A 24,597-nucleotide genomic window follows, 5' to 3' on the forward strand; every position below is an offset into this window, starting at 1 on the left:
TGTTCAGGATAAAATTCCTGTTTACAATGCGTTAACACAATGTTTTCATATAATTGAAAAAACCTTAAGATTCCCTTAAACAGCTGAGTATGGAAGTAAAAATACCTTTGCACCAGCTAAATTAAAGGATATGAAAAAAGTAAAGATTGTATTGGGAATGCTGTTTTTGAGCCTGGGTACCATGGCTTATGCGCAGACAACACAGGCGTCCATTCTGGGAAAGGTAACCGGAACCGGAAATGCACCTCAGGAAAAAGTAAAAGTGACGATCATCAATGAATCAACAGGTTTCAGAACAGAAACCGAAACAAATTCCAAAGGAGAATATATTTTCAAGGAGATTCCTCTTGGAGGACCATATACTGTAATGGTGAACGATGAGAAAAAAGAAGGGTACAGTGTGAACTTCGGTGACCAGGTTACAGTGGATATGAGCTTAGGAAATGGTGAAAAACTGATTGAAGAAGTTGTAGTCAACGGAAACCTGAAGAATAAAATCGGGAACCTGGGAGCAGCAACGGCCATTTCTGCTAAAAATATAGGGCTTTTACCGGTGAACGGTAGAAATTTTACCAGCCTTACCGATTTATCTCCTTTAAGTGGGAGAGGAGGTAATTTATCAGGACAGCTAGGTTCTTCCACCAATTTCACGATCGACGGGATGACGGCCAAAAACCCAACTTCAGCCGGATCTACCACCAGCCGAAGCGGAGCTCCGTATTCCATTTCCATTGAAGCGGTACGTGAATTTAAAATTACCACCAACCAATACGACGTTACTTTAGGAAGAAGCGGTGGAGGTACGGTGAGTGCCGTTACCAAATCGGGAACGAATAAATTTTCCGGAAGTGCTTTTGAATATTTAAGAACGGGCTGGCTATCCAGCAAATATGATATCAGAGGGAACGAAAGAAAGAATGATTTCTCCACCTCTCAGTTCGGGGTTACTCTGGGAGGACCGATCATTAAAAATAAATTACACTTTTTTGCTGCGTGGGATCACCAATTGGATTCAAGGCCATTGATTATTGCTGATGTTCAGACAAAAGAAGATGCACTTCGATTTAATGTGACCAATGAAACCCTTAACCAGGTTCTGAATATTGCCAGAGCCAAATATGGCGTAGGAAATACACCACAGTTTGGTACTTTTGATAAAGTGAGAAATTCGGATGCCGGATTTTTACGTTTAGACTGGCAGATCAATCCGAAACACTTATTGACGTTAAGAAACAACTTTACGTATGACATGAATAAGAACGGACTGGCGGATAACACTGCAATCAATTTCTTTGAATCTTACGGGAACGACAAAAATATTGACAATAGTTTATTATTAACTTTAAGATCTAACCTGAAGCCTAATTTAACCAATGAGTTAAAAGCTCAATATTTATATACTTTCCAGGACAGTTATCAGAATGATGAATTAGGACATCCGGTTCCAAGAGCCATTGTAGAGCGTGTTCCGTCTACTATTGAGGGAAGTAATCTTACCACTAATATCCAGATCGGGGGACACCGTTTTGCACAGGAAAGTTTCAGAAACAACGTTTTCCAGATCGTAGATAACGTATATTATAACACAGATAAAGTGAAGTATACTTTCGGAGCGGATATCATGTACACCAGAGCAAAATCGATCTATGGAAGTGAGGTGAACGGAAGATTCCAGTTTTTAGGAATTGATAATTTTAATAACCTTACCCCTTACAGATTTTACAGGGAAGTTCCTTTGATGGAAGATAATTCAGTAAACTCTAACATTTGGAATGTAGGGCTTTACTGGCAGATCCAGACAAAAATTGCAAAGGGATTGGATTTTACGGGAGGTTTGAGAGTAGATTACGGAGGATATCCTAAAGCGGAATTCAATCAGAAGCTTTTTGATGAAATGGGCATCAGAACAGATAACCAGATTCAGTCATTCATCATCCAGCCGAGATTCCAGTTCGATTGGAATATCAATGAAGAAAACAAGGATTTCTTAAAATTCGGGGCAGGAGTCTTCTCTTCGGATATCAACAACTATATGATCATCAATAATCTTGTTTTCGATGGAAAACATTTGGCAACGGTAGACGTAAATCCAACAACCATCGGATTGACACCAGATTTTGCAAGTTACAGAAATGATTACGGTACGGTTCCGACTTTAGCGCAATACCAGCTTCCAACCATCAATTATACAGGAGAAGATGCTAAAGTTCCGGTAGTGTATAAAGCGAATATTTCTTATACCCACTTTTTCAATGAAAGATTCAGAGCAGGGATTGCAGGATATATGGCGCTGGGAAGAAACAACTATTTCTATTATGACAGAAATATGGTGGCAAATCCTTATTTCACATTGGACAATGAAGGTGGAAGAGGTGTATTTGTACCGATTACCTCAGTGAATACGAATGGAACCATGAACTGGAAAGACGGAAGAATCAATCCTAATTTCGGAAGAGTGCTGGAATTGGTGAGTGACGGAAAAGTGAACCAGTTCTCCTTTGTATTGGATACAAGTTACCGTTATTATAAAGACGGAGAAATCACCGCGAGCTATACATGGTCCGACATTAAAGATAATACATCTTATAATGGAAACGTAGCCAATTCAGCCACTTTATCGACGATGATTCAAAGTGACCCGAGAAATTTGAGGATGACCTATTCGGATAACCAGTTCCGTAACAAGGTGGTTCTGTATGGAAACTCCCCTACATTCTACGGATTTACGGTTGGGATCAGATATTCGGGAATTGGAGGAACAAGATTCTCGGTTACAGCAGGAGGAAACGTGAATGGGGATTTCGTGGATTCTAATGACCTGGCTTATATTTTTCCGAATCTGACACAGTCTTTATTAGACAATCCTGAAGTAGGAAAAGCATTGAAAGATTATATTACGGAATATAATAACAGCATTGCAGAGCGTAACGGAGGTAAAAACGGGTTCTATGGAGTTTGGGATGTGCGTATTGCAAAAAAAATAAAATTTGAAAAAATAGGTGGTTTTGAACTTTCGGTAGATATCTTCAATGTAGCTAATTTGCTGAATAAAGAATGGGGCGTGAACAAATCTTACGGAAATATGTCTCTGTACAGGATCACAGGCTTTGATGCAGCAACCAAACAGCTGAAATACAACTTAAATACCAGTGGTCTGGAACCATTGTCAGGAAATCCTTACCAGATTCAATTGGGTGCAAAATATACTTTCTAAAATTAATATTACCTTTATAGTATGAAAAATTTTATCTTAGGGTTAGCAGTTTTAAGTACGATAGTCATGAAGGCACAAACCCAAATTATAGCACACAGAGGTTATTGGCAGAGCCAGCCTCCTACAACGGAAAATTCTCTTAAAGCGCTGGAAAATGCTCAGCAGCTGAAGATCTACGGTTCTGAATTTGATGTGAGAATGACGAAAGACGGGGTCCTGGTAGTGAACCATGATGAGCATCACGGGAAAATGGAAGTTTCAGAAACCAATTTTAAACAATTGGCAGAGCTGAAATTATCAAATGGAGAAAAATTTCCAACTTTAAAAGATTATCTGAAACAGGGAAAGAAAGACAAATCTTTAAAACTGATCGTAGAAATAAAGCCTGCGAAAACCAAGGAACTTGAAAACGAACTGGTAGCCAAAACCATAAAACTGATCAAGGAATTGAAGCTGGAATCACAAAGCGAGTATATCTCTTTCAGCCTGAATATCTGCAAAGAGATCAAAAGAGTGGAGCCAACATTTAAAGTTCAGTATCTGAACGGGGAACTGTCACCGGAACAGATCAAAGCAGAAGGTTTAGACGGTATGGATTACCATTACAGCGTTTTCGCTAAAAATCCAACCTGGATTTCCGAGGCAAAAGCTTTAGGGTTAATTACCAATGCCTGGACAGTCAATGATATTACAGTTTATGAGCAGCTTAAAAATCAAGGAATAGGTTTTATTACGACTAACATTCCGGACCAGTTGAAAAATAAGTAATAGTTCTTAATAAATAAATGCCCATCTCCAAGAGATGGGCATTTTTGCTTTCTATAAGATCATGGCAACAAAACTCAAATATTGTCCCAAAAAGGGATAACAGCAAAGATAAGTGAATAATATCAACCTTTAATATTAAAAAAACTTAATTATTTTAATATGCTATAAATCAAATTATTATCTGTTTTAATTCATAATTTTTTAACATTTGGTTTAATAAACATTTAATAATTGTTAAAGTCGTGTTAAAACCTTCCTCGTCATGTCGCTCTAATTTTGCGCAAACAAAAAGGATATGCGAAAAGAGACTCAAAAGTTGCTTGTTTTGTCGCTGTTAGGATTGGTCAGCGTCAATATGGCAGCTCAGCAAAAAGCAAAGAAAGACACTATTAATGACATTAATGAAGTAGTGGTAACTGCTTTAGGTATTAAAAGACAAGACAAGTCTTTAGGTTACTCTACGGAAACCATTAAATCTGAAGAAATTCTGAAAACCCAGAACAACAACTGGGCACAGGCATTGGAAGGAAAAGTGGCCGGATTGAAGATCCAGACCGCAGGAGCAGGACCTTTAGGAAGCTCAGTGATCAAATTACGTGGAGATATCTCCATGAATATGGATCAGAACAACGCATTGATCGTTGTAGATGGAGTTCCTTTGAACAACACAACCACAGGTACCGGATTTTCAGCGTATGGAGCAGGTTCCAAGGCAGATTTACCGATTGACTATGGAAACGGGATCAATTCCATCAATCCGGATGATATCGAGTCTATTTCAGTATTGAAAGGTTCCACGGCAGCAGCTTTATATGGCTCAAGAGGAGCAGGAGGAGCGATCATGATTACAACGAAATCAGGAAAATCCAAAAAAGGAAAGCTACAGGTCACTTTAAATTCATACTCAAGTTATGATACGGTTTTGAAATGGCCGGATTATCAATATGAGTATGGACAGGGAACCATGCAGAAAGATACCAAAGGAAACTATTATTACTCTTATGGAGCTTCTGCAGACGGAGTGAATACAGGTTCTACCAGTAGTGCTTTCGGACCGAAATTCGCAGGACAATATTATTTCCAGTATGATCCGACAGTAGAAGGACAAAGTGCCACAAGACAACTTTGGAGACCCTATAAAGACAATATCAAAGGTTTCTGGCAAACGGGGACTACTTTTTCCAATAACGTTGCTTTAGAAACCTCTAACGAAAATACGTCATTCAGAACCTCTTTAACGTATCTTAAAAATGAATGGATGATGCCCAATACTGGTTTTGACAGGTTCAACGCCTCTTTATCATTTGATCATAAGATCAATGAAAAATTGAAAGTAGGATTGAAATTCAATTACAACAAAACAAAAAGTGATAATTTACCGGCAACAGGATACAGCAATCAGTCGATTTCCTATTTCATGATCTTCCAGAATCCGAACATAGACCTGGCTTGGTATGAACCGATCTGGAAAAAAGATAAATACCAAATCGATCAGATCCATCCCTTCAGTTCATTTATCGATAATCCATATATGATTGCTTATGAAATGCTGAACGGTGTTGATAAAAACTTCATTACCGGAAATATCAATCTTAATTATAAGCTGGCTAAAAATTTCGAGGTCATGTTGAGATCAGGAATGGAGTTAACCAATGAAGAGCGTACTCAAAAAAGACCTTGGAGCTCTGCCAATTACCTTCAGGGAATGTACAGGGAACAGCACATCAAATTGATGGATTTGAATAACGATATTTTATTCACGTACAAAAATACCTTCAATGATTTCGATTTTAGTGCATCCGCAGGAGGAAGCATCCGTTATTCCGAATACACCATGTATGATTATATGGCAGACGGACTTCTCAGACCGGGAGTATATACGTTACCCAACGGAATCGGGAACATTACAAAATTCGCGACACCTAGTGATAAACAGGTAAACAGTACTTACGGATTGGTAACATTAGCATATCAGAATAAGATTTTCTTAGACCTTACCGCAAGAAATGACTGGAGCAGTACGCTTCCGAAGGATAACCGTTCTTATTTCTATCCTTCAGCAGGTCTTTCCTTCATTCTTTCCGATATATTGAAGATGAATTCCAAACAATTCAATTATTGGAAATTAAGAGCATCATGGTCGAAAGTAGGAAATGATACAAATCCTTATAAGTTAATCAAATATTATAACAACAGTGTATTCTCCGGTTCAGTGGAAGCACCTTCATTATACCCGAATCCCGATCTGAGACCGGAAATGTTGACGAATATTGAAGCTGGGATGGATTTCAGCTTCCTGAAAAACAGAGTGAGCTATAACTTCACAGTCTATCAGAACAACTCAAAAGATCAGATCGTAGATATCCCGGCTTTACTTGAAACAGGGTACAGCAAGAGAACCATCAACGCTGGTGAGATCAGAAACAGAGGAATTGAAATGACTTTGAATACATTCCCTGTGAAAAACAAAAACTTCTCATGGAGTGTAAACGCCAACTGGTCAATGAACAGAAATAAAATCCTGTCATTACCGGAAGAATTCCACGGAGAACCTTATACAATGGGAAGTGTAGGTGGAGTAGTATACTATAATGCAGTAGTAGGCGGATCTCTTGGAGATATGTACGGATACGGATTAATGTATTCACCGGACGGGCAGGTAGTTTTCGGAAGTGATGGATTAACGGCAAAACCGACGCAGATGAAAAAAGTCGGAAATGCATATCCGAAATGGAGAGCCGGAATTCAAAACGAATTCAGATATAAGAACTTTACAGTAAGCTTCTCATTTGATGGTCAGTACAAAGGAATGGCTTACTCACAGTCCCATCATAAAATGACCGAGCAGGGGAAATTAGGACATACCTTGATAGGAAGGGATAATCCGGATGGATTGATCGTAGGACAAGGAGTCGTACAAAATGCAGACGGAACCTATTCTCCCAATACAAAAGGGGTATTGGTGTCGGCTTATTATGCCGATTACTACAGAAGAGCGAACGTAGAAACCAACTCGTTTGATACTTCCTTTATCAAGTTAAGAGACGCAAGAATTTCCTATTCTTTCCCGAAAAGCGTAACAGAACAATTGAAGCTGACAGATCTTACGTTAGCCCTATTCGGAAGAAACCTTTGGATGTGGACGAAGTTCCCGCTGTTTGATCCGGAAGCCGCCACTCTTAATGATAATTTGATTACCCCGGGAGTGGAAATGGGACAATTGCCGACAGCCAGAACTGTAGGTATTCAGCTTAATGTTAAATTTTAAAATTTAGATCATGAAAAAATTATTGTTAAATATATTATTGATTTCAAGTATCGGAATGATACCCGTTTCATGCAGCAGAAGCCTTGATGAGGTGAACATTGATGAAAGCAGGATCAGTGACCCTGTTTCCGCTAAATTGCTGGTCCCTATCCAATACAATATGGCGGCAGTGAACTATATGAGAGCCAATGATTTCACATTTGATATCATGCAGGTTTCCTTAGACTTTCCTAATGAAGGAAACTCTTTAAGCCGTTATTATTTAACGGAAAACACGGGAACCGGTTACTGGAATAACAGTTATAAATGGCTAAAGCAGGTAAAGGACCTGAAAGAAGCAGCCATTCTTGAAAACGACAAAAATTACCAGGCTATCGCCATGGTTTTAAACGCATGGATTTATTCGAATTTAACGGATACGTACGGAGATATTCCTTTCTCAGAAGCTTCAAGATTGGATGAAGGAATCTCTCAACCTAAATTCGACAGGCAAAAAGATATTTACGTGAAATTACTGGATGATCTGAAAACGGCCAATTCATTATTCATTACCACTAAAACACTCACTGGAAGCGATCTTTTTTACAAAGCAGAATCTGATGTGAACGGAATTACCAATTGGAAAAAATTCTGTAACTCCCTTTCATTGAGATTACTGACAAGGATTTTAAAGAAAAACGGAGAAGTCAACGTAAACGAGAGAATCCAGGAAATTATCAACAATCCGACAGTGTACCCGATTTTCCAGAATAATAGCGAATCTGCAAAGTTGAATATTACCGGAGTATCTCCATTACTTCCACCTATCGCAAGACCTCAGGATTTTACAACCGGAAGAGCTGCTTCAGCATTCTTTGTGGAAACTTTAAAAGCAAATAATGATCCACGTTTAGCCATGTTCTTCTCTCAGGCAAAAGATATTGCAACCAACCAGAATATAGGATACAAAGGTGCTCCGTCTGGTTATGCCTATGGAACTGTATTTACTTACCAACCGTCCAACATGAATCAGAACTTGTCTAAAGCGCCTTTGAATATTCTAATCTATCCATACGCGGAATTGCAGTTTACATTATCCGAATTAGCCTTTAAAGGCATCATTCCCGGAAATGCTCAAACGTATTATGAAAGCGGGGTAAAAGCAGCTATTGAACAATGGGGCTCCACCATGCCTGCCAATTACTTTACCAATGCGAATGTAGCGTATAACGGAACTTTGGAAAGAATCATGCTTCAGAAATATGTGGCCTTATTCTTTGTAGACCAACAGCAATGGTTTGAAAAGAGAAGAACGGGATTCCCTGTACTTCCCAACAACGGCGGGCTTTTGAATAACGGAAACCTTCCTCAGAGACTGATGTATCCTCCTAATCCAAAAGTGTTGAATACAACTAATTATCAAGCGGCAGTTCAGCAAATGGGAGGAGATGATATCAACATCAAAATGTGGTGGAATCAATAATGATTAACAATACAACTCAATACTAAAATGAATATAAAATTTTTAATGCCATGTCTGTTCGTTTCTGCCATGGCGTTTGCCCAGACTTCTGTTTCAGGATATGTGTATGAAGACAGCAACAAAAATCAGAAGAAAGAAAACCGTGAAAAAGGAATTGAAGGAATTGCCGTTTCAAACGGGGTTCAGGTAGTTGTAACGGATAAAAACGGAAAATACAGCTTACCCATTCAGGAAAACCAGACAGTTTTTGTCATCAAGCCTTCAGGATATATGACCCCGGTGAATAGTAATAATTTACCTCAATACTATTATCAGTACAAGCCAAAAGGCTCACCTGCAGATTTTAAGTATAAAGGAACTGCACCTACGGGAGAGCTTCCAAAAGAAATAAATTTTGCTTTAAATAAACAAAACGAAAGCAAAAACTTCGATATTCTGGTTTTTGGTGACCCGCAACCTTATACGGAGAAAGAACTGGATTATTTCAGAAGAGGAATTGTGAATGAAGTAAAAAATACCAAGAAAAATGCAGTATTAGGGATCAGCTTGGGAGACTTAGTGGGAGATAATCTAAGCCTTCAAAAGCCTTACGCAGACGTCATGAAAGAAATCGGGTTGCCTTGGTATAATGTCATGGGAAATCACGATATGAACTATGATGCTAAAGAAGATCTATTCTCCGATGAAACCTTTGAATTCAACTTTGGTCCTGCCAATTATTCTTTCAACTATGGAAATGTACATTTCATTATTTTAGATGATATTTTATATCCTGATCCGAGAGACGGAAAAGGATACTGGGGTGGCTTTCGTGAAGATCAGCTGAAGTTTGTAGAAAATGATCTCAAGCTTGTTGATAAAAACAAATTGGTAGTGGTTTCTTTCCACATTCCGTTAGAGCATAAAAATGAAGATAACTTCAGAAACGCAGACCGTCAGAAATTATTTGATTTATTGACTCCTTTCCAGAATGCACTGATTCTATCTGCCCATACGCACATTCAGCAACAGATTTTCTACGGAAAACAAGCCGGTTGGAACGGATTAAAAGATTTACATGAATATAACGTAGGAACAACCTGTGGAGACTGGTATTCAGGAACTCCGGACGAAGCGGGACTGCCAACTTCAACCATGAGAGACGGGACTTCCAAAGGATATTCTTTTATCAGCTTTACAGATAATCAATATAAAGTGCGATACAAAACGGCAGGAAAGCCGGATGATTATCAGATCCAGCTATATGCACCGGAAGTAATCCCTTTCCCTTCCAAAACTTCGGCGAAAATCCTTGCTAACTTCTTTATGGGAAGTAAAAAAGATAAAGTGGAATACAGAATAGATAATGGTGAGTGGGAAGCCATGGAGTATGATGAAACTATAGACCCGAACTTTGCATTGTCAGTGTTCAAATGGGATACTACACAGAATCTTTTCCCGGGAAGAAGGCCTTCCAATCCCGAAATGTCAAAACACATCTGGGTAGCAGGGTTTCCTAAAAAATTAGCTCTTGGAAAACATAAAGTTGAAGTAAGAGCAACAGATATGTACGGAAACCAGTTCTCAGCATCAGAAGAATTTGAGGTGAAAGAGCCAATCATTATTCCCTAGCTTTTCATTTTTTACTATACTTACTTTCAATGTCAAAACCGGTCTTTTATGATCGGTTTTGTTTTTTATAGAAAATGTAAATCGTAAGGGATGTAAAAATCTTTTTGTTTTAAAAAGTCTTTCCCAAAGGTGTTTCGTAAATTTGTTATCGAAAAATTTTAAATATGAATATAAAAGGAAAGAATGCCATTGTAACAGGGGGTGGGAGAGGTCTTGGAAAAGCTGTTGCACTAGCTTTAGCAAATGAAGGTGTACACGTTGCTATTACAGGAAGAAATGAAGAAAACCTTAAAATGACAGTTGAAGAGATCAAAAAGCTGGGAGTGAACTCCACATATGCGGTTTTTTCTGTAGATAATGAAATTCAGGTAAAAGCCGGAATAGAATCCCTGGCAGAACAATTGGGAGGTGTTGATATTCTGATCAACAATGCAGGAATCGGGGACTTTGGAACTATCGAAGAAATGCCGTCCGAGACATGGGAACAGGTAATCAAAACCAATCTTTTCGGAGTGTATTATGCCGCAAAAGCAGCCTATCCGTTCCTGAAAGCAAAAGGAGAAGGAGATGTGGTGAATGTAGCCTCAACCGCCGGTTTGAAAGGAGGAGGAAATATGTCTGCTTATGCAGCATCCAAAGCTGCAGTGATCTCGTTGTCTCAATCGATGATGGCAGAATGGAGAAAACATAATATCCGTGTAATAACGTTAACACCAAGTACCATTGCTTCAGATATGAGTATTCAGGGAGGATTAACGGACGGAAACCCTGAAAAAGTGCTTCAGCCGGAAGATTTTGCAGAATGGGTAAGAGATATCCTAAAAATGAACAGAAGAGCTTTGATTGCCAATGGTTCTATTTTCTCTACCAATCCGTAAACAGTAATCATTGTTGCGTAATACGAACAGAAGCGGGCTTTAGTCCGCTTTTTTAATAAGGGTGATTGGTGCTTTATCAGAAACTTTGCCCTTAAAAAAACATGAAATCGGAAAACAAGCTTTATTTTTGTACCAAATTTATCACATGCAAAATTATTTAGAATTCAATTTCAAAATTTCCCCGCTTCAGCCGTGGAATGAAATCCTGATGGCAGAGCTTATTCAAATAGGTTTCGATAGCTTCACAGAAGAAAATGACGGGATTTTAGGGTATATTCAGAAAGACATATTCCATGAAAATGAGCTTAAGGCGTTACCGATTTTTGAAAATGAAAATGTGACGATTGAATATTCTTTCCAGGAAATGCCCAATATCAACTGGAACGAAGAATGGGAAAAAAATTTCTCACCGATCAATATAGACGATAAGGTGCTTATCCGGGCAGAATTTCATGAATCTGTTCCGGGAATGCACGAGATCATCATTCAGCCTAAAATGTCTTTCGGAACAGGACACCACCCGACAACACATTTAATGATCCAGCAGATGATGGATTTTGATTTCCATGGCAAAAAAGTCCTGGATATGGGATGCGGGACTTCCGTTTTGGCCATCTATGCCAAACAACAGGGAGCCGGTGAGGTAAAAGCGATAGATATTGATGAATGGTCCGTTGAAAATTCAAAAGAAAATGCAGCAAGAAACGGAGTAGAGCTTGATATTGAATTAGGAACAGCTGAGAATTTAGGCAATGAGAAATATGATATTATTTTAGCCAATATCAACCGTAATATTTTGATCTCCGATATTCCAACCTACGTTTCTGTAATGAACGATGGTGGAAAACTATTGCTTTCGGGATTATGCTTCTTTGATGTGGATGATATTATGGAAGTATGCAAAGAAAATGGCCTTGAGCTGAAAAAGCAGCTTCAGCGTGAAGAATGGGTAAGTTTACTCCTTGAAAAATAAGACCCCAAAATATTAATATGAAACCTGTACTACCGGTCATACTCTTATTCTTTCTACAGCTTCTTTCTGCCCAGGAAGAAGTGTATGCTAATGGAATTTTCGGTTTTGAAGAAAATAAGACTCAAAAAATTTTCACCAATTGGACAAGAATAAGGCTGGAGCCTGATGCCAATGCAGAAATTTTAGATTCTTTACAGACCAATCAACAGATTATGATCCTTAAAAAAGAGGATAGGATCCTACAATTGGGAGAAAGAGCTTCCCATTGGTATAAAATTTCATATCAGAAAGGAGACAAGGCTTCAGAAGGGTATGTTTGGGGAGGAAACCTATGTGTAGGATATAGAAATAAGAACGGATATGATTTTCTTTTCGGACTTACTAAAACCGAGAATCGAAAAGACAAACCAAACGGAGAACATTTCAGACAAAATATAGCAAGCATTAAAGTTCTTGAGGGAAATAGTTTAATAGATGAGGTTTTCTTTGATACAGGTTCCGGAGAAAGTTTAAGTTATGCCACCTTTAATATTGAAAGCAATCATCAGTTGAAAGGGGTAGAACTCACTTTAAAAGCCATGGTTTCCGGAGAAGCCTGCGGAATTGCAAGCTATGACCAGTACGTACTTTTCAAGAACAAAAAGCTGGTTGCATTACCTCAATTGATGAATGTAGGAGATGCAGATGTATACTATCACAGTGAAAGCTTTGTATTTCCTAATGATAAGGGAGGAGTCTCTAATGCATTTATATGGAAAATGGAAGAGATGGAAAGAGATGATAATGATAAGGAAAAGATAAGGCGGTCCTCTAAAACTTATCTTTGGGATGGGGATTCTTTCAGACAAAATTAGAAACCGACTCAGATATCACAGGTAATCTAATTATTTTCAAACAAAAAAACTCACAATTTATTGTGAGTTTTTTGTGAGCGCGAAAGGATTCGAACCTTTGACCGTCTGCTTAGAAGGCAGATGCTCTATCCAGCTGAGCTACGCACCCTAAAGTGTTAATCAGTCGGGGCGGCAGGATTCGAACCTGCGACCTCCTGGTCCCAAACCAGGCGCGATGACCGGACTACGCTACGCCCCGATTAAGGCCATCTTTAAACGATTTTTATCTCGTTTTTTGTGGGTGCAAATATATGATAGTTTTTTGATTTAAAAAAGTAAAACCGGAATAAAAAATAAAATAAGTAAAAATAAAATAATTAATAGATTGGTAATCAATATTATATATCAACGAAAGTATAGGGGGCAATCATAGGTTTATGATAAAAAATTGCTTTGTGATATTAAAGATTTATATTGGTTAATGAAATTTATTTACCGCCATTTGCTTTCAAATCTGCCTTACAATTGGTATCAAGTTGAGGAATATTATTTGTATTAAGGAAGCTTAAGATATCTGTAGTTTCTGAAGCATAGTACATTAAACAATTATTTATTATTATCACAATGGTTGCCATTAGCAGAGTCTTTATGGTTGACTTGCATTTGAGACCCCAAATCAACCAGACCTAACAAATGACCTAGCTCATGTTCAAGTACAGTAGCTTCAAGTTTCGTCCTGCTAACCTGTCCAAATCCTCCTGAATTATCATGAATCGTTTTTCCTAATAAAGCGATAGAAGTATTACGATAAGCTATTCCCAATGTATTTGCATTATTTGAATATTGTCCATTGGTATAGATAATACTGACAGCCATAGTAGAGCCGTTGGTAAAAGATGACCGGTTTGTATTTTCAATGCCTTTGATATCATCTACTGACAGGCTTGACGCAGAGGTCCCTGGAATTTCTCTCGTAACAATACTTATACCTCCCTCTTTCTTAAGAAATGTTGACAGGAAGTTTTTAACCAGCTCTATGGCATTAGCATCAGGTGCATAACCCGGCATATATTGTATTTCAATAACTAACGCATTATATCTATTATTATTTAGCAGATCATTTGCAGACGAACCAACTGTACGGGTATGATTGTAATCACCCGAATCGTTACTGAACTCACCGTCTCTTTCACAAGCGATACATAGAAAAAGAAATAAAAAAGCAAAATTGAATTTTCTAAACATACTATCAGATTATAAATTTAAAATTACAAAAATTATTTATCCTATTGATACATTTCATATAAGCATAACTTCTTTAACAGAAATTAATTCTCATTTACTGGATAACTTAAAATTTTGGCTGCTGTCTGGTGTTGGGAAGTGATGTTCTGAATCTTAAGGCCAGAAACACATGAGCGAATATAAACAAAAAAACTCACAATAAATTGTGAGTTTTTTTGTGAGCGCGAAAGGATTCGAACCTTTGACCGTCTGCTTAGAAGGCAGATGCTCTATCCAGCTGAGCTACGCACCCTTAAATGTGATTCCCGCTTAGTAAAATAAGTTCGTAAAGTCGGGGCGGCAGGATTCGAACCTGCGACCTCCTGGTCCCAAACCAGGCGCGATGACCGGACTACGCTACGCCCCGAATATATGATAAAGAAAGCGGAGGGTAAGGGATTCGAACCCTTGCGACACTTTCGCGTCGACAGTTTAGCAAACTGCTCCGTTAACCACTCCGGCAACCCTCCTTTTATCTTTGTTTTTTAATGATCGCTATTGCTTTATTGCGAGTGCAAATATAGAGCAGATTTCTTTATTTACCAAATATTTTTCAAGAAATTTTTACGTATTTTTGAGGTGATAAACGACTAAAAAATAGACACCAATGCGTAAGATATTATATTTCATAGGATTAGGAACAATCATCCTTTCATGTGCGCCGCAGAAAAATGTTAAAACAAGCTCTTACAGGCCGAAAACAACAACTGTACAGCCTAAAACTGTAACAAAAACTCAAACTCCGGAGAAGGTAAAACCTCAAATTACCAACGATAGAGGAGTAGAGTTTTTCACTACCAATATCGCTGATCCTACTAAAAATGATAATACCATAAGTTATGGTTCTATCGTATCAGCAAAGCCGGCCGGATATAAAGTTGTGAAAACTTACTTTCCTGCTATTGCACAAAATTTCAGACAGAAATATTTGATATTACATTATACCGCCTTGCCGGACGATAAATCCATTACTGTATTAACACAACAGGCGGTAAGTGCACATTATCTGGTTAATAATACCGGGGATAATGAAATTTATCAGTTAGTAGATGAAAATAAACGCTCTTATCATGCAGGAGTAAGCTCATGGAGGGCAGATAAGAATCTTAATGACACTTCAATTGGTATTGAGATTGTGAATGCGGGATATACAGCGGATAGTATCGGGAAAAGAGTATTTGTTCCTTTTAACGATGCTCAGGTTAAAAAAGTGGCTGCATTAGCTAAAGATATCATCACTAGATACCAAATTCCTCCAACCAATGTATTAGCACATTCAGATATCGCTCCTACAAGGAAGCAGGATCCGGGACCTTTATTTCCCTGGAAAAAGCTCTACGATGAATATCAGATAGGAATGTGGTATGACGAAGCAACAAAACAAAGCTATTATGACCTTGCAACCCTGGATTTTGCTGCTAAATACAATGAACCTTCATTTATTTTTAATGTGCAGACCCAGCTGCAAAAGTTCGGATATGGAATAGAGCCGGGAGGGAAATGGGATGAAGCCACTAAAAAAACTATTGAGGCATTCCAGTATCATTTCCGTCCTCAGAATTATGACGGAATCATGGATGCGGAAACATGGGCCATATTGCAGGCTTTAATACAAAAATATCCTGTAAAATAAATAAAGCGCATCGTATGATGCGTTTTTATCATATAAACAAACCTAAAACTTTAAACACCTGTAATGGAAAATTTCAGAAAAGAGAGCGATTTATTAGGCGAACTGAGTGTACCTGTACATGCTTATTATGGAGTTCAGACTCAAAGAGCAATCGATAATTTTAAAATTTCCGGTCAGCTTCTTTCTTCATATCCTGAATTTATTAAAGGACTTGCTTTTGTAAAGAAGGCTGCCGCTAAAACCAATTATGAGCTGGGATTGCTGGATGAGAATTTATATTTCAAAATATCAGAAACATGTGATGAGCTTATCGAAGGTAAACTTCACGATCAGTTTCCTGTAGATATGATCCAGGGAGGCGCAGGAACTTCCATTAATATGAATGCCAATGAAGTAATCGCCAACCGAGTATTGGAAAAATTAGGCAAAAATAAAGGAGAATATGAATTCTGTTCGCCCAACGACCATATTAACCTTTCACAATCTACCAATGATGCCTATCCTACAGCGATAAAAATGGGGTTGCTTCAAATGAATGAAATCCTGGTGGTGAAGCTTCAAAAGATTGTAGAAGCTTTCCGTGCTAAAGGAAAAGAATTCCAGGGTATCATTAAAATGGGTAGAACCCAGCTTCAGGATGCTGTTCCCATGACGTTAGGGCAGGAGTTTGAAGCCTTTGCCGCTACCCTGGAAGAAGATATCTCTAAGTTGAATAATAATGCCAATCTTTTTGTTGAAGTCAATATGGGGGCCACCGCCATCGGAACAGGATTAAATGCACCGATAGGATATGCCACACTATGTGCTAAAAACTTAGCCAGAATTACAGGGTATCCGGTGATTTCGGCACCGGATTTAGTGGAGGCGACTCCCGATACAGGTTCTTACGTCATCTATTCTTCAGCAATGAAACGTCTTGCCGTAAAGCTATCCAAGATCTGTAATGATTTAAGGTTGCTTTCCTCAGGCCCCAGAGCAGGACTTTTTGAAATCAATTTACCACCGATGCAGCCCGGTTCATCCATTATGCCGGGAAAAGTAAATCCGGTAATTCCGGAAGTAGTTAATCAGGTATGTTTTAAAGTTATAGGAAATGATCTTACCGTGACCTTCGCTGCAGAGGCAGGCCAGTTGCAATTAAATGTAATGGAGCCGGTGCTTTCCCATGCCATTATGGAAAACATCAACTTCCTTTGCAACGCCTTAGATACCCTGCGTGAAAAATGCGTAGTAGGCATCACTGCTAACAAAGAAGTATGCTTAAATATGGTGAAGCACAGTATAGGAATTGTTACCGCCCTTAATCCGTATATCGGTTACAAACAATCCACACAAATTGCCAAGGAAGCGCTGGAAACAGGAAAAAGCGTTTATAACCTGGTATTGGAAAAAGAGTTGCTTTCTCAGGAAAAACTTGATGAGATCCTTGACCCGGGGAATATGCTGAAACCTCATAATAAATAATATAAATGTGAAGTGATCAGTTAGTAAACGCATTACAATCAATTCATTGATCACTCATCATTCATCATTTATCATTTGACCGTGAGATTCTTAATTATAATTCCTGCACACAACGAAGAAAATAATCTTTCATTCACTTTAAAATCTTTAGAGCAACAAAGCTTTAAGGATTTTAAGGTGGTGATCGTTAATGATGGGTCCACAGACAAAACTCCGGAGGTAATCAAAGGATTTACAGATCATGATTCCCGTTTTGAATCCGTCAATTTGCAAAAATCGGGACATCAGCCAGGTTCCAAAGTCGTTAATGCTTTTAAGAAAGGGCTAGAAACGCAGGAACCGGGTACATTTGATATTATCTGCAAATTTGATGCAGATATCATTCTACCGGGGAACTATCTTAAACGTATTGAAAAAGCTTTCCGGGAAAATCCGGAATATGGTTTGGTGGGAGGCTTGCTTTATATTGAAAAAAACGGAGAATGGGTGTATGAAGGAAATTCGAATAAACACCATGTGCGTGGCCCTATGAAAGCCTACAGAAAACAATGCTTTGCAGACATCGGAGGATTGAGGGAAACGCTGGGATGGGATAATATAGACTCCGTTCTTCTTGAAAATTTAGGCTGGAAAGAAGTAGTTTTATCCGATTTACATGTAAAATTAATTAAAGTTAAAGGGGCTGATTATACGGTAAGGGAATCTCAGTATTATGGCAGATATTTTTATTTTCTGGGATTACGTCGTTTTCTGGCTTATGTTGCTTCTGCCAAAGAAGCTGTGAAAAGCAGGTCAGTTTCATTTTTCTTCCGGATTATTTCAACATATGAAAATTGCAGATCAGAAAAGCTGGAATTGAAAATCACGGAGGAAGAACAACAGATAATTAACCAGCAGCGTTGGAAAGCTTTGAAAAAGAAATGGCTGAAGATATAAATTTGAAAAAAATAGCATACATAGAAATTGATACCCACGCAGAAATTGCACAGGGATTCATGGACGTCATGTACGGTTCGGAAGAATTTGCAGTAGATTATTATTTTTCAAAAAGAATCAAAGACCAGGTAAAGGAAAATGGCGAATCTGTTTATCTTTCCGATAGTTCAATGATCCTGGATCAGCTTAAAACGCAGAAATATGATCTGATCATCATAGGAACCGTCCATCGTTATTTCAATACTTTCCTCGCCATTGTCCGGCAATATAATGCAGCGGTCATTGCACACAATCTTAATTTTATTCAGGCTTCAAAACTGAAACTGATCAGAAATATTTTTAAAGGAGATATTATTTACAGGCTTAAACTATGGTGGAAAGAAAGCTTGGTTTCTGCTCCTGAAGTATATAAGAAAGCAAAAAACCTGTTGGTTTTAGATGAAGGCTTAGTTGCCCAAAACTATAAATTTTTACCGCTTTTTTATACGAAGAATAATGACAGACCGGATAATAAAGTTTTAACTATTGTTATTCCCGGAGGCGTTTCGCAGAAAAGAAGAGACTATGCAAAAATCTTTTCAATAATAAATGATAGAGAAAATAATTTTAAAAATGGATCTGTCAGAGGAAATCAATTATTGGAATTTGTATTTCTTGGTAAAGCGTCAGGAAAGGAATTAAAAGAAATAATTGGTTTAGAACGCGCTCTGGAAAATATCAATATCAAATATTTTTCCGAAAGAGTTTCAGCGGATGATTTTGAAAGCCATATGCAAAAAGCAGATGTTTTATGGTGCCCGGTTCAACAGGAAGCTGAATTTTTCAGCCAGAAAGAAATCTATGGAGTCACTAAAATGACAGGAAATATAGGAGATGCCATTAAATACGGTAAATTAGCTGTTTTTCCGGGCAATTATCCTTCCAGGCTTTCTTTCATTATTCCTGAACAGGAAGGAAATGTAATACAACAGCTTGAAGAACTTAAAAATCAGCAGTTCGATTTTCATGAAAATTATAACAGGGAAAGGGTACAAAAACGTTTGGAAGAGGTTTTGAAAAATATAATCTCTATTTAAATCTCAAAACACTTTTTATGAAATTCATATTCATATAATCCTCCACTGGAAATATCCTTGTAAAGTAATTCCCGACATAGATCAATGCCAATACTACCGCAGGTTTGTAAATAAGGTTGATGAAATTACTGTTGAAATTGGGAAGCACAATGGCCACTGTAATGGCTAAAGTACAAATGATGGATACAAAAATCATTTCAATACTCAAAGGAGATACTTTGAACATCACATAGTTGAAAATGATTTTGATAACATTATAAGTGGTCAGGGAAATAGCGGTCGATAATGCAATCCCGATCAACTTTAAATCCGTATTCTTAATGAAATAATAATTCAGCCCGATCGTAAGTCCGGCAAGCAGAAGCATCACTAGGATATTAAACCGGTAATACTTGGAAAGAGAAATAATATTTCCGTTAAAGCCTGTTGCCAGATCCACTAAGACGGCAGAACCCCAGATCCAGACTACAGGTTCATATTCTCTGAGCATCGTTCCGTTTTTAGGCATAAACTGAGTTAGATAAGGGAACCCTACCATGATACAGGAAAACAGCACGGCCCCTAAAAAATATAAGGACAGCGAAGTTTTTTTATGAAACCTGTCAAGCTCTTCCATATCTCCGTCAATCAGTGTTTTATTAATAATGGGAGCGGAAATATTGAATAAGCCCAATTGAGGAATAGAAATCAGGGAAATCAAAGCATATAATACAGAATATATACCCACTTCCTCCATCCCCAGAAATTCACCGATCATAAAGCTGTTAATCGCCAGATAGTTTCCGAAAGTACCTAAAAACCCAAAGAAACTATAGTTGAAAAATTCTTTCCAGAAATTATTCTTCCTGAAATACTCCGTATTGAAGTCGGGCCTGATCTTTTCTAATCTGTTCGTATAATAAATATACCCGAAAAGCATAAGGGCAAACATCCCGAAGAAAAATGCAAAAGCAACCTTTTGGGATAATGCAAAATAGAAAAACAGACAGAAGGCGCCTAAATTGGCTATTTTTGGGAAAAGATTGTCGAAAATATTGGAAACCACAATCCTTTTGTAATTCGAAGTATATTTATTGAAAATAGCACAAAAAGAAAGAACAAGAATCAAAGGAAGAATCATTTCCTTGATTTTCCATGCTTCCGAATTTCGGAATTTGGGATAAATATAGGGAATAAGGAAAAATACAATTGTAAAAATCAAAAAATTGACAAAAATAGTCAGTAAAGAAAGGGAAAGCATATTTTGATTCCTGCCGTCCTTTTCCACAGTGTGAAAAAATTTGACGTTGGAGTAAGAAATTCCCAGTACCACAAAAGGAACCAGCATTTCCGCTGTAGGAAGAATGTAGCGCAGCTTCCCATAAAATTCAAAATCATTCGGGAAAATAAAAATTGCTGAAACCGTACCCAACAAGAAGCCAATATATCCGATGATGGAATATTTAAATCCTTGTCTTGCTACTACACTCATAATACTTTTTTAAAAATGTTTAGGAACAAAAATAACGTTGTTGATGTATTCTGTTTTGTTCTTTTCGTCATTCGTATTCTTGGTAAGGATCACTTCCGTAAGCTTTTCAAGTTCAAAACTTTTTCTGTTCAGATATTGAGCCTCATATCCCCAGCTTTCAATTTCGGAAATATCATTCCAAATAGGTTTCGCATGGTGTCTTTGCTCCATTTCTACCATTAGAGTAGGTAGAAACTGCCTGATTGTTTTTTTTGCCCCCGCAAGGGTCTTCATTTCATTGCCTTCCACATCTATCTTGATGAAGTCTAATCTTTGGAAGTGTTCCAGCGCAGCCCAGTCGTCAAGCTTAATAACTTTTACTTTTTCCAGGTAGCTTTTCTGCTCTCCCTGCTCTTTATACGAAGTGTTAAGCGTTCCCCTTGAAGATATTATTTTTCCATTAATAACCGGAACCTTAAACTCTGCAGTGGTATTTTCATCCGAAAGAGCCAGGGGAAGTACCCTCATAGAAGGAAAAATCCTCTTTAAACGTCGGAACAGCTTTTTATTAGGTTCGAATGCATATATATTTTCATGATCCAATTTACCTTCGAGCTGGTAAAGAAAAGTTCCCACATTAGCTCCGATATCAAGAATAACAGCATTTTTGGGAAGATATTCTTTAATCCATACCAGTTCCGGCTCCACATTTCTTTTTGAAAAATTATCTTTACTAAGATGATTTAAATTCTTAAAATATCTTTTCTTATAAAAATCCGGACTTATATATTGTAGTTTTTCTGCAATTCTCTGGTACAAAGACATCCTTTAGTTTTTGACGAATAGCAAATATACGCAAAAATGTTAAACTAATGTTAAAATACTTAATTTGTAATCAGTTGATTTTCAAAAGATAATATTTGATGCTGTTTTCCCGGATGCCTGAAGGACAGAATATTGAATCAAAATGAGAAATTGGCACTAACTTATGACGTGTTAAACTTCATTTCGCAGAATCAGAACGGTATATCGACCGTTAAAATATTCTGCGAAATGAATAAATTATAGAGTTATGAGCTATTTACAAAAACGGAGCATTTAAAAAATCATTCAGAGGCTTCATCAGTTTGAAAATTTTAGCAAGATTCTTCACTGCATTTTTGTCCTGAACCTCCTCATCCTTTAAGTAATAAACCACAATAAAGCTTTTCAGCTTTAAGTATTCAGCCATCGGATCTTCCTTTTCAAAGCCTTGCGGAACTTTTTTCAGTTTATCATCCTGATCCAGTTCCGGAAAATGTTTTTTAAACTCCTTCTGATTCAGAATATTGAGGAAATCATCACCATATAATGAGATTTCTTTACGCACTTCTTTTAAAACTGCCGGTTCCGGCATATAAATACCTCCGGCAATAAAAGATTTACCAGGTTCCAGATGCAGGTAATAGCCACCTTTCTGGCTGCCTTTCCCCATTCCCAGGGATGCTCCGAAATTCGTTTTGTAAGGGGATTTATCTTTAGCAAATCGCGTATCCCTGTAAATCCTGAAGAGCGACTTTTTAGCATCAATTTTTGAAAGCTCTTCATCAAAACCAGCCATTTCCTTGATAAGATCTTCCAAAAATTCAACTACATTTTCCTGAGATTCTGTATAAAGACTTTTATTTTCATTGAACCACTCACGGCTATTATTTTTAGTTAATTTTTTTAAAAATTCGAATGTTTTGGGAGAAAGAGTAGCTGACATTTTTTTAATTTTACTCAAATGTAATTAAAACAGTTCATACCCCCAAGCCGTATTCCGCCTTACAGATTATATTTTTTTTGAGAAAAAAAATCCAATAATTTGATTATGAAAATATTGACGGAATGTAATTAGATACCCAATAAAAATTAAGCATTTTTTTTGAGAAAATTTTAAAATGAATATGATTTTTCAAAATAAAATTATTAATCTCGTAATATTACTTGAAATAAAATTCAAATAATTATTGTATCTTTGCAAAAATTTTAAAATATTTAATGAATTTATTTACGGAAACCAATTTAAGTCCTGACATTCTTAAGGCAATTGGCGAAATGGGCTACGAAAGCCCGACAGAAATCCAAAAACAGACTATCCCTTTTATTCTTTCAGATATTCGCGATCTAATCGCACTTGCGCAGACTGGGACAGGCAAAACAGCAGCATTTTCGCTTCCGATTTTGGATATGATTGACGATACGAGTCGCAAAATCCAACTATTGGTGCTTTGTCCGACACGAGAATTATGTCTTCAGATTGCTAAAGACATAAAGAACTATTCTAAATACATGCAAAACATCAAAACCACTGCGGTTTATGGTGGAAGCAGCATTACAGAACAAATAAGATCTTTGAAGGATAAACCTCAGATTATTGTAGGAACTCCGGGAAGGGTAATTGACCTGATCAACAGAAAAGCGCTTGATTTTTCAGCCATTCACTGGTTAGTACTGGACGAAGCTGATGAAATGCTTTCCATGGGCTTCAAAGATGAATTGGAAACAATTTTAAGTGAAACTCCGGAAACCAAACAAACTTTCCTGTTCTCGGCTACGATGAACAAAGAGGTAGAGAGAATTTCCAAAAATTATCTCACCAAGCCACACCGTATTTCTGTAGGTTCTATTAACGAAGTGAAGAAAAACATTACTCACGAGTATTATGTGGTAGGCTACCGTCAGAAAAAAGAAGCCCTAAAAAGATTAATCGATGCCAATCCGAACCAGTATTCCATTATTTTCTGCAGAACAAGAATGGAAACTCAGGAAGTAGCAGATTTCTTAATGCAGAACGGGTATGCTGCGGACGCGCTTCACGGAGATCTTTCTCAGGCGCAGAGAGATACGGTGATGAAGAAATTCAGATTGAAGAATATCGATATTTTGGTAGCAACCGATGTAGCTGCGAGAGGATTAGACGTAAACTCCCTTACACACGTGATCCACTATTCTTTACCTGATGATCCTGAAGTATTCGTTCACAGAAGCGGAAGAACAGGAAGAGCGGGAAAAGACGGAATATCAATGGCTTTGATCAAGCCTGAAGAAAGCAGAAAGCTGAAGCAAATTAAATTCGCAACCAAAATTGAGATCAACGAGAAGAAAGTGCCTACCGGAGAAGAAATTGTGAAAGCTCAGGTGGGAGGTGTTTTTGAAAATCTTTTTGCAGAACATGAAGATTATTTCGAATTCGATGATGCTTTAATTCCTGATCTGTCAGAATTCAGCAAAGAAGAATTAGTTCACAGATTGCTACAGGTTCAGCTTAAAGATCTTGCCTTATATTATAGAGACAGGCATGATCTTGTAGAGCAAAAGCTAAGCAGCAGGGATGATGAAGGTTCAAGAAGAGACAGGAGAGACCGCGATAGAGGAAGGGATAGAGATAGAGATGGAAGAGACAGAGATCGTGGTGGAAAACCTAGAAGAAGAAATGAAAACATGGTAAGATTTTTCTTTAATCTGGGTAAAAAAGATCAGTTGAAAAAACTGGATGTCTTGGATATTATTAATAAGGCAACTGCCGGAAAAAGCAAAAAAAGAGCGGAAATCGGTGATATTGAAATTCTGGAAAAATTCTCATTCTTTGAAGTGGAAAAATCATTTAAAGATAATGTGTTGAGTAATATTTCCTCCATGAAGTTCAAAGGAAAGGAAATGAGGGCGGAAGTGGCAAACTAAAGTCCTGAAAAAAATACAAGAACCGGCTTTTTTGGCCGGTTT

17 protein-coding genes and 5 tRNA genes are annotated in these 24,597 nt (G+C 37.6%); 13 read left to right on the top strand and 9 right to left on the bottom strand.

Annotation, left to right across the window (positions count from 1 at the left end):
• Positions 1-130: 130 nt before the first annotated feature.
• The 8 genes from ACGHIN_RS02475 (at position 131) to ACGHIN_RS02510 (ending at position 13,028) form a co-directional block, all read left to right on the top strand.
• Positions 131-3,214, top strand: a complete 3,084-nt coding sequence (locus tag ACGHIN_RS02475) for a TonB-dependent receptor (RefSeq protein WP_390450517.1) — start codon at positions 131-133, stop codon at positions 3,212-3,214.
• Between the two features lie 21 nt (positions 3,215-3,235).
• Positions 3,236-3,982 (top strand): glycerophosphodiester phosphodiesterase family protein, encoded by a 747-nt coding sequence (locus tag ACGHIN_RS02480; protein ID WP_390450518.1) that lies wholly within the window; start codon positions 3,236-3,238, stop codon positions 3,980-3,982.
• Positions 3,983-4,277: 295 nt separating this feature from the next.
• Positions 4,278-7,250: a SusC/RagA family TonB-linked outer membrane protein gene (locus tag ACGHIN_RS02485; RefSeq protein WP_390450520.1), complete on the top strand. Its 2,973-nt coding sequence runs from the start codon at positions 4,278-4,280 to the stop codon at positions 7,248-7,250.
• A 10-nt stretch (positions 7,251-7,260) separates the two neighbouring features.
• The gene (locus ACGHIN_RS02490) at positions 7,261-8,712 is read left to right on the top strand and encodes a SusD/RagB family nutrient-binding outer membrane lipoprotein (RefSeq protein WP_390450522.1); all 1,452 of its coding nucleotides are present in this window, start codon (positions 7,261-7,263) and stop codon (positions 8,710-8,712) included.
• Between the two features lie 45 nt (positions 8,713-8,757).
• Positions 8,758-10,323 (top strand): calcineurin-like phosphoesterase C-terminal domain-containing protein, encoded by a 1,566-nt coding sequence (locus ACGHIN_RS02495; protein WP_390450524.1) that lies wholly within the window; start codon positions 8,758-8,760, stop codon positions 10,321-10,323.
• A 164-nt stretch (positions 10,324-10,487) separates the two neighbouring features.
• Entirely contained in the window at positions 10,488-11,201 is a 714-nt protein-coding gene (locus ACGHIN_RS02500; RefSeq protein ID WP_390450526.1) for a 3-ketoacyl-ACP reductase, read from the top strand.
• Between the two features lie 145 nt (positions 11,202-11,346).
• Positions 11,347-12,174 carry a 50S ribosomal protein L11 methyltransferase gene (gene prmA, locus ACGHIN_RS02505; RefSeq protein ID WP_390450528.1) on the top strand — a complete coding sequence of 276 codons (828 nt, stop codon included), beginning with the start codon at positions 11,347-11,349 and terminating at the stop codon, positions 12,172-12,174.
• 17 nt (positions 12,175-12,191) lie between these two features.
• Complete coding sequence (locus tag ACGHIN_RS02510) at positions 12,192-13,028, top strand: SH3 domain-containing protein (protein ID WP_390450530.1); 837 nt, start codon at positions 12,192-12,194, stop codon at positions 13,026-13,028.
• A 74-nt stretch (positions 13,029-13,102) separates the two neighbouring features.
• On the opposite strand, the gene ACGHIN_RS02515 is transcribed toward ACGHIN_RS02510, so the two are convergent.
• The 6 genes from ACGHIN_RS02515 to ACGHIN_RS02540 form a co-directional block, all read right to left on the bottom strand.
• Positions 13,103-13,176: transfer RNA gene (locus tag ACGHIN_RS02515), tRNA-Arg, on the bottom strand.
• Between the two features lie 15 nt (positions 13,177-13,191).
• Positions 13,192-13,266 (bottom strand) — tRNA-Pro (locus tag ACGHIN_RS02520).
• 347 nt (positions 13,267-13,613) lie between these two features.
• Entirely contained in the window at positions 13,614-14,075 is a 462-nt protein-coding gene (locus ACGHIN_RS02525; protein WP_390450532.1) for a zinc metalloprotease, read from the bottom strand.
• 395 nt (positions 14,076-14,470) lie between these two features.
• Positions 14,471-14,544, bottom strand: a tRNA-Arg gene (locus ACGHIN_RS02530).
• A gap of 39 nt (positions 14,545-14,583) precedes the next feature.
• Positions 14,584-14,658: transfer RNA gene (locus tag ACGHIN_RS02535), tRNA-Pro, on the bottom strand.
• A gap of 18 nt (positions 14,659-14,676) precedes the next feature.
• Positions 14,677-14,761, bottom strand: a tRNA-Ser gene (locus tag ACGHIN_RS02540).
• A gap of 137 nt (positions 14,762-14,898) precedes the next feature.
• Here ACGHIN_RS02540 and ACGHIN_RS02545 point away from each other — a divergent pair.
• The 4 genes from ACGHIN_RS02545 to ACGHIN_RS02560 all read left to right on the top strand — a co-directional run bounded on the left by ACGHIN_RS02545 (position 14,899) and on the right by ACGHIN_RS02560 (position 19,400).
• Positions 14,899-15,924, top strand: a complete 1,026-nt coding sequence (locus ACGHIN_RS02545; protein WP_390450534.1) for an N-acetylmuramoyl-L-alanine amidase — start codon at positions 14,899-14,901, stop codon at positions 15,922-15,924.
• Positions 15,925-15,987: 63 nt separating this feature from the next.
• On the top strand, positions 15,988-17,388 hold the full coding sequence (gene aspA / locus ACGHIN_RS02550) for an aspartate ammonia-lyase (RefSeq protein ID WP_390450536.1): 1,401 nt from the start codon (positions 15,988-15,990) through the stop codon (positions 17,386-17,388).
• Between the two features lie 81 nt (positions 17,389-17,469).
• Positions 17,470-18,324: a glycosyltransferase family 2 protein gene (locus tag ACGHIN_RS02555; protein ID WP_390450538.1), complete on the top strand. Its 855-nt coding sequence runs from the start codon at positions 17,470-17,472 to the stop codon at positions 18,322-18,324.
• 2 nt (positions 18,325-18,326) lie between these two features.
• Positions 18,327-19,400, top strand: coding sequence for a hypothetical protein (locus ACGHIN_RS02560; protein WP_390450539.1), 1,074 nt, complete (start codon positions 18,327-18,329; stop codon positions 19,398-19,400).
• On the opposite strand, the gene ACGHIN_RS02565 is transcribed toward ACGHIN_RS02560, so the two are convergent.
• The 3 genes from ACGHIN_RS02565 to ACGHIN_RS02575 form a co-directional block, all read right to left on the bottom strand.
• Complete coding sequence (locus ACGHIN_RS02565) at positions 19,393-20,871, bottom strand: lipopolysaccharide biosynthesis protein (RefSeq protein WP_390450540.1); 1,479 nt, start codon at positions 20,869-20,871, stop codon at positions 19,393-19,395. The genes ACGHIN_RS02560 and ACGHIN_RS02565 overlap by 8 nt on opposite strands.
• Before the next feature lie 9 nt (positions 20,872-20,880).
• A complete protein-coding gene (locus ACGHIN_RS02570) occupies positions 20,881-21,675 on the bottom strand; it encodes an FkbM family methyltransferase (protein WP_390450542.1) in 795 nt (264 codons plus the stop codon).
• A 256-nt stretch (positions 21,676-21,931) separates the two neighbouring features.
• On the bottom strand, positions 21,932-22,597 hold the full coding sequence (locus ACGHIN_RS02575) for a DUF2461 domain-containing protein (protein ID WP_390450543.1): 666 nt from the start codon (positions 22,595-22,597) through the stop codon (positions 21,932-21,934).
• A 275-nt stretch (positions 22,598-22,872) separates the two neighbouring features.
• Here ACGHIN_RS02575 and ACGHIN_RS02580 point away from each other — a divergent pair, with 275 nt between their 5' ends.
• Positions 22,873-24,555 carry a DEAD/DEAH box helicase gene (locus tag ACGHIN_RS02580; protein WP_390450544.1) on the top strand — a complete coding sequence of 561 codons (1,683 nt, stop codon included), beginning with the start codon at positions 22,873-22,875 and terminating at the stop codon, positions 24,553-24,555.
• Positions 24,556-24,597 lie beyond the last annotated feature (42 nt).

The sequence above is a fragment of the Chryseobacterium barbadense genome (genome assembly GCF_042849955.1).
In the GTDB taxonomy this organism is placed as follows: domain Bacteria; phylum Bacteroidota; class Bacteroidia; order Flavobacteriales; family Weeksellaceae; genus Chryseobacterium.

Excerpts from the sequence above, each read along its gene's own strand:
- aspA (WP_390450536.1), top strand. The coding sequence starts at position 15,988 with ATGGAAAATTTCAGAAAAGAGAGCGATTTATTAGGCGAACTGAGTGTA.
- ACGHIN_RS02480 (WP_390450518.1), top strand. The coding sequence starts at position 3,236 with ATGAAAAATTTTATCTTAGGGTTAGCAGTTTTAAGTACGATAGTCATG.
- ACGHIN_RS02570 (WP_390450542.1), bottom strand. The coding sequence starts at position 21,675 with ATGTCTTTGTACCAGAGAATTGCAGAAAAACTACAATATATAAGTCCG.
- ACGHIN_RS02545 (WP_390450534.1), top strand. The coding sequence starts at position 14,899 with ATGCGTAAGATATTATATTTCATAGGATTAGGAACAATCATCCTTTCA.
- ACGHIN_RS02475 (WP_390450517.1), top strand. The coding sequence starts at position 131 with ATGAAAAAAGTAAAGATTGTATTGGGAATGCTGTTTTTGAGCCTGGGT.
- ACGHIN_RS02575 (WP_390450543.1), bottom strand. The coding sequence starts at position 22,597 with ATGTCAGCTACTCTTTCTCCCAAAACATTCGAATTTTTAAAAAAATTA.
- ACGHIN_RS02495 (WP_390450524.1), top strand. The coding sequence starts at position 8,758 with ATGCCATGTCTGTTCGTTTCTGCCATGGCGTTTGCCCAGACTTCTGTT.
- ACGHIN_RS02485 (WP_390450520.1), top strand. The coding sequence starts at position 4,278 with ATGCGAAAAGAGACTCAAAAGTTGCTTGTTTTGTCGCTGTTAGGATTG.
- ACGHIN_RS02510 (WP_390450530.1), top strand. The coding sequence starts at position 12,192 with ATGAAACCTGTACTACCGGTCATACTCTTATTCTTTCTACAGCTTCTT.
- ACGHIN_RS02490 (WP_390450522.1), top strand. The coding sequence starts at position 7,261 with ATGAAAAAATTATTGTTAAATATATTATTGATTTCAAGTATCGGAATG.
- ACGHIN_RS02565 (WP_390450540.1), bottom strand. The coding sequence starts at position 20,871 with ATGAGTGTAGTAGCAAGACAAGGATTTAAATATTCCATCATCGGATAT.
- ACGHIN_RS02500 (WP_390450526.1), top strand. The coding sequence starts at position 10,488 with ATGAATATAAAAGGAAAGAATGCCATTGTAACAGGGGGTGGGAGAGGT.
- ACGHIN_RS02525 (WP_390450532.1), bottom strand. The coding sequence starts at position 14,075 with ATGCCGGGTTATGCACCTGATGCTAATGCCATAGAGCTGGTTAAAAAC.
- prmA (WP_390450528.1), top strand. The coding sequence starts at position 11,347 with ATGCAAAATTATTTAGAATTCAATTTCAAAATTTCCCCGCTTCAGCCG.
- ACGHIN_RS02580 (WP_390450544.1), top strand. The coding sequence starts at position 22,873 with ATGAATTTATTTACGGAAACCAATTTAAGTCCTGACATTCTTAAGGCA.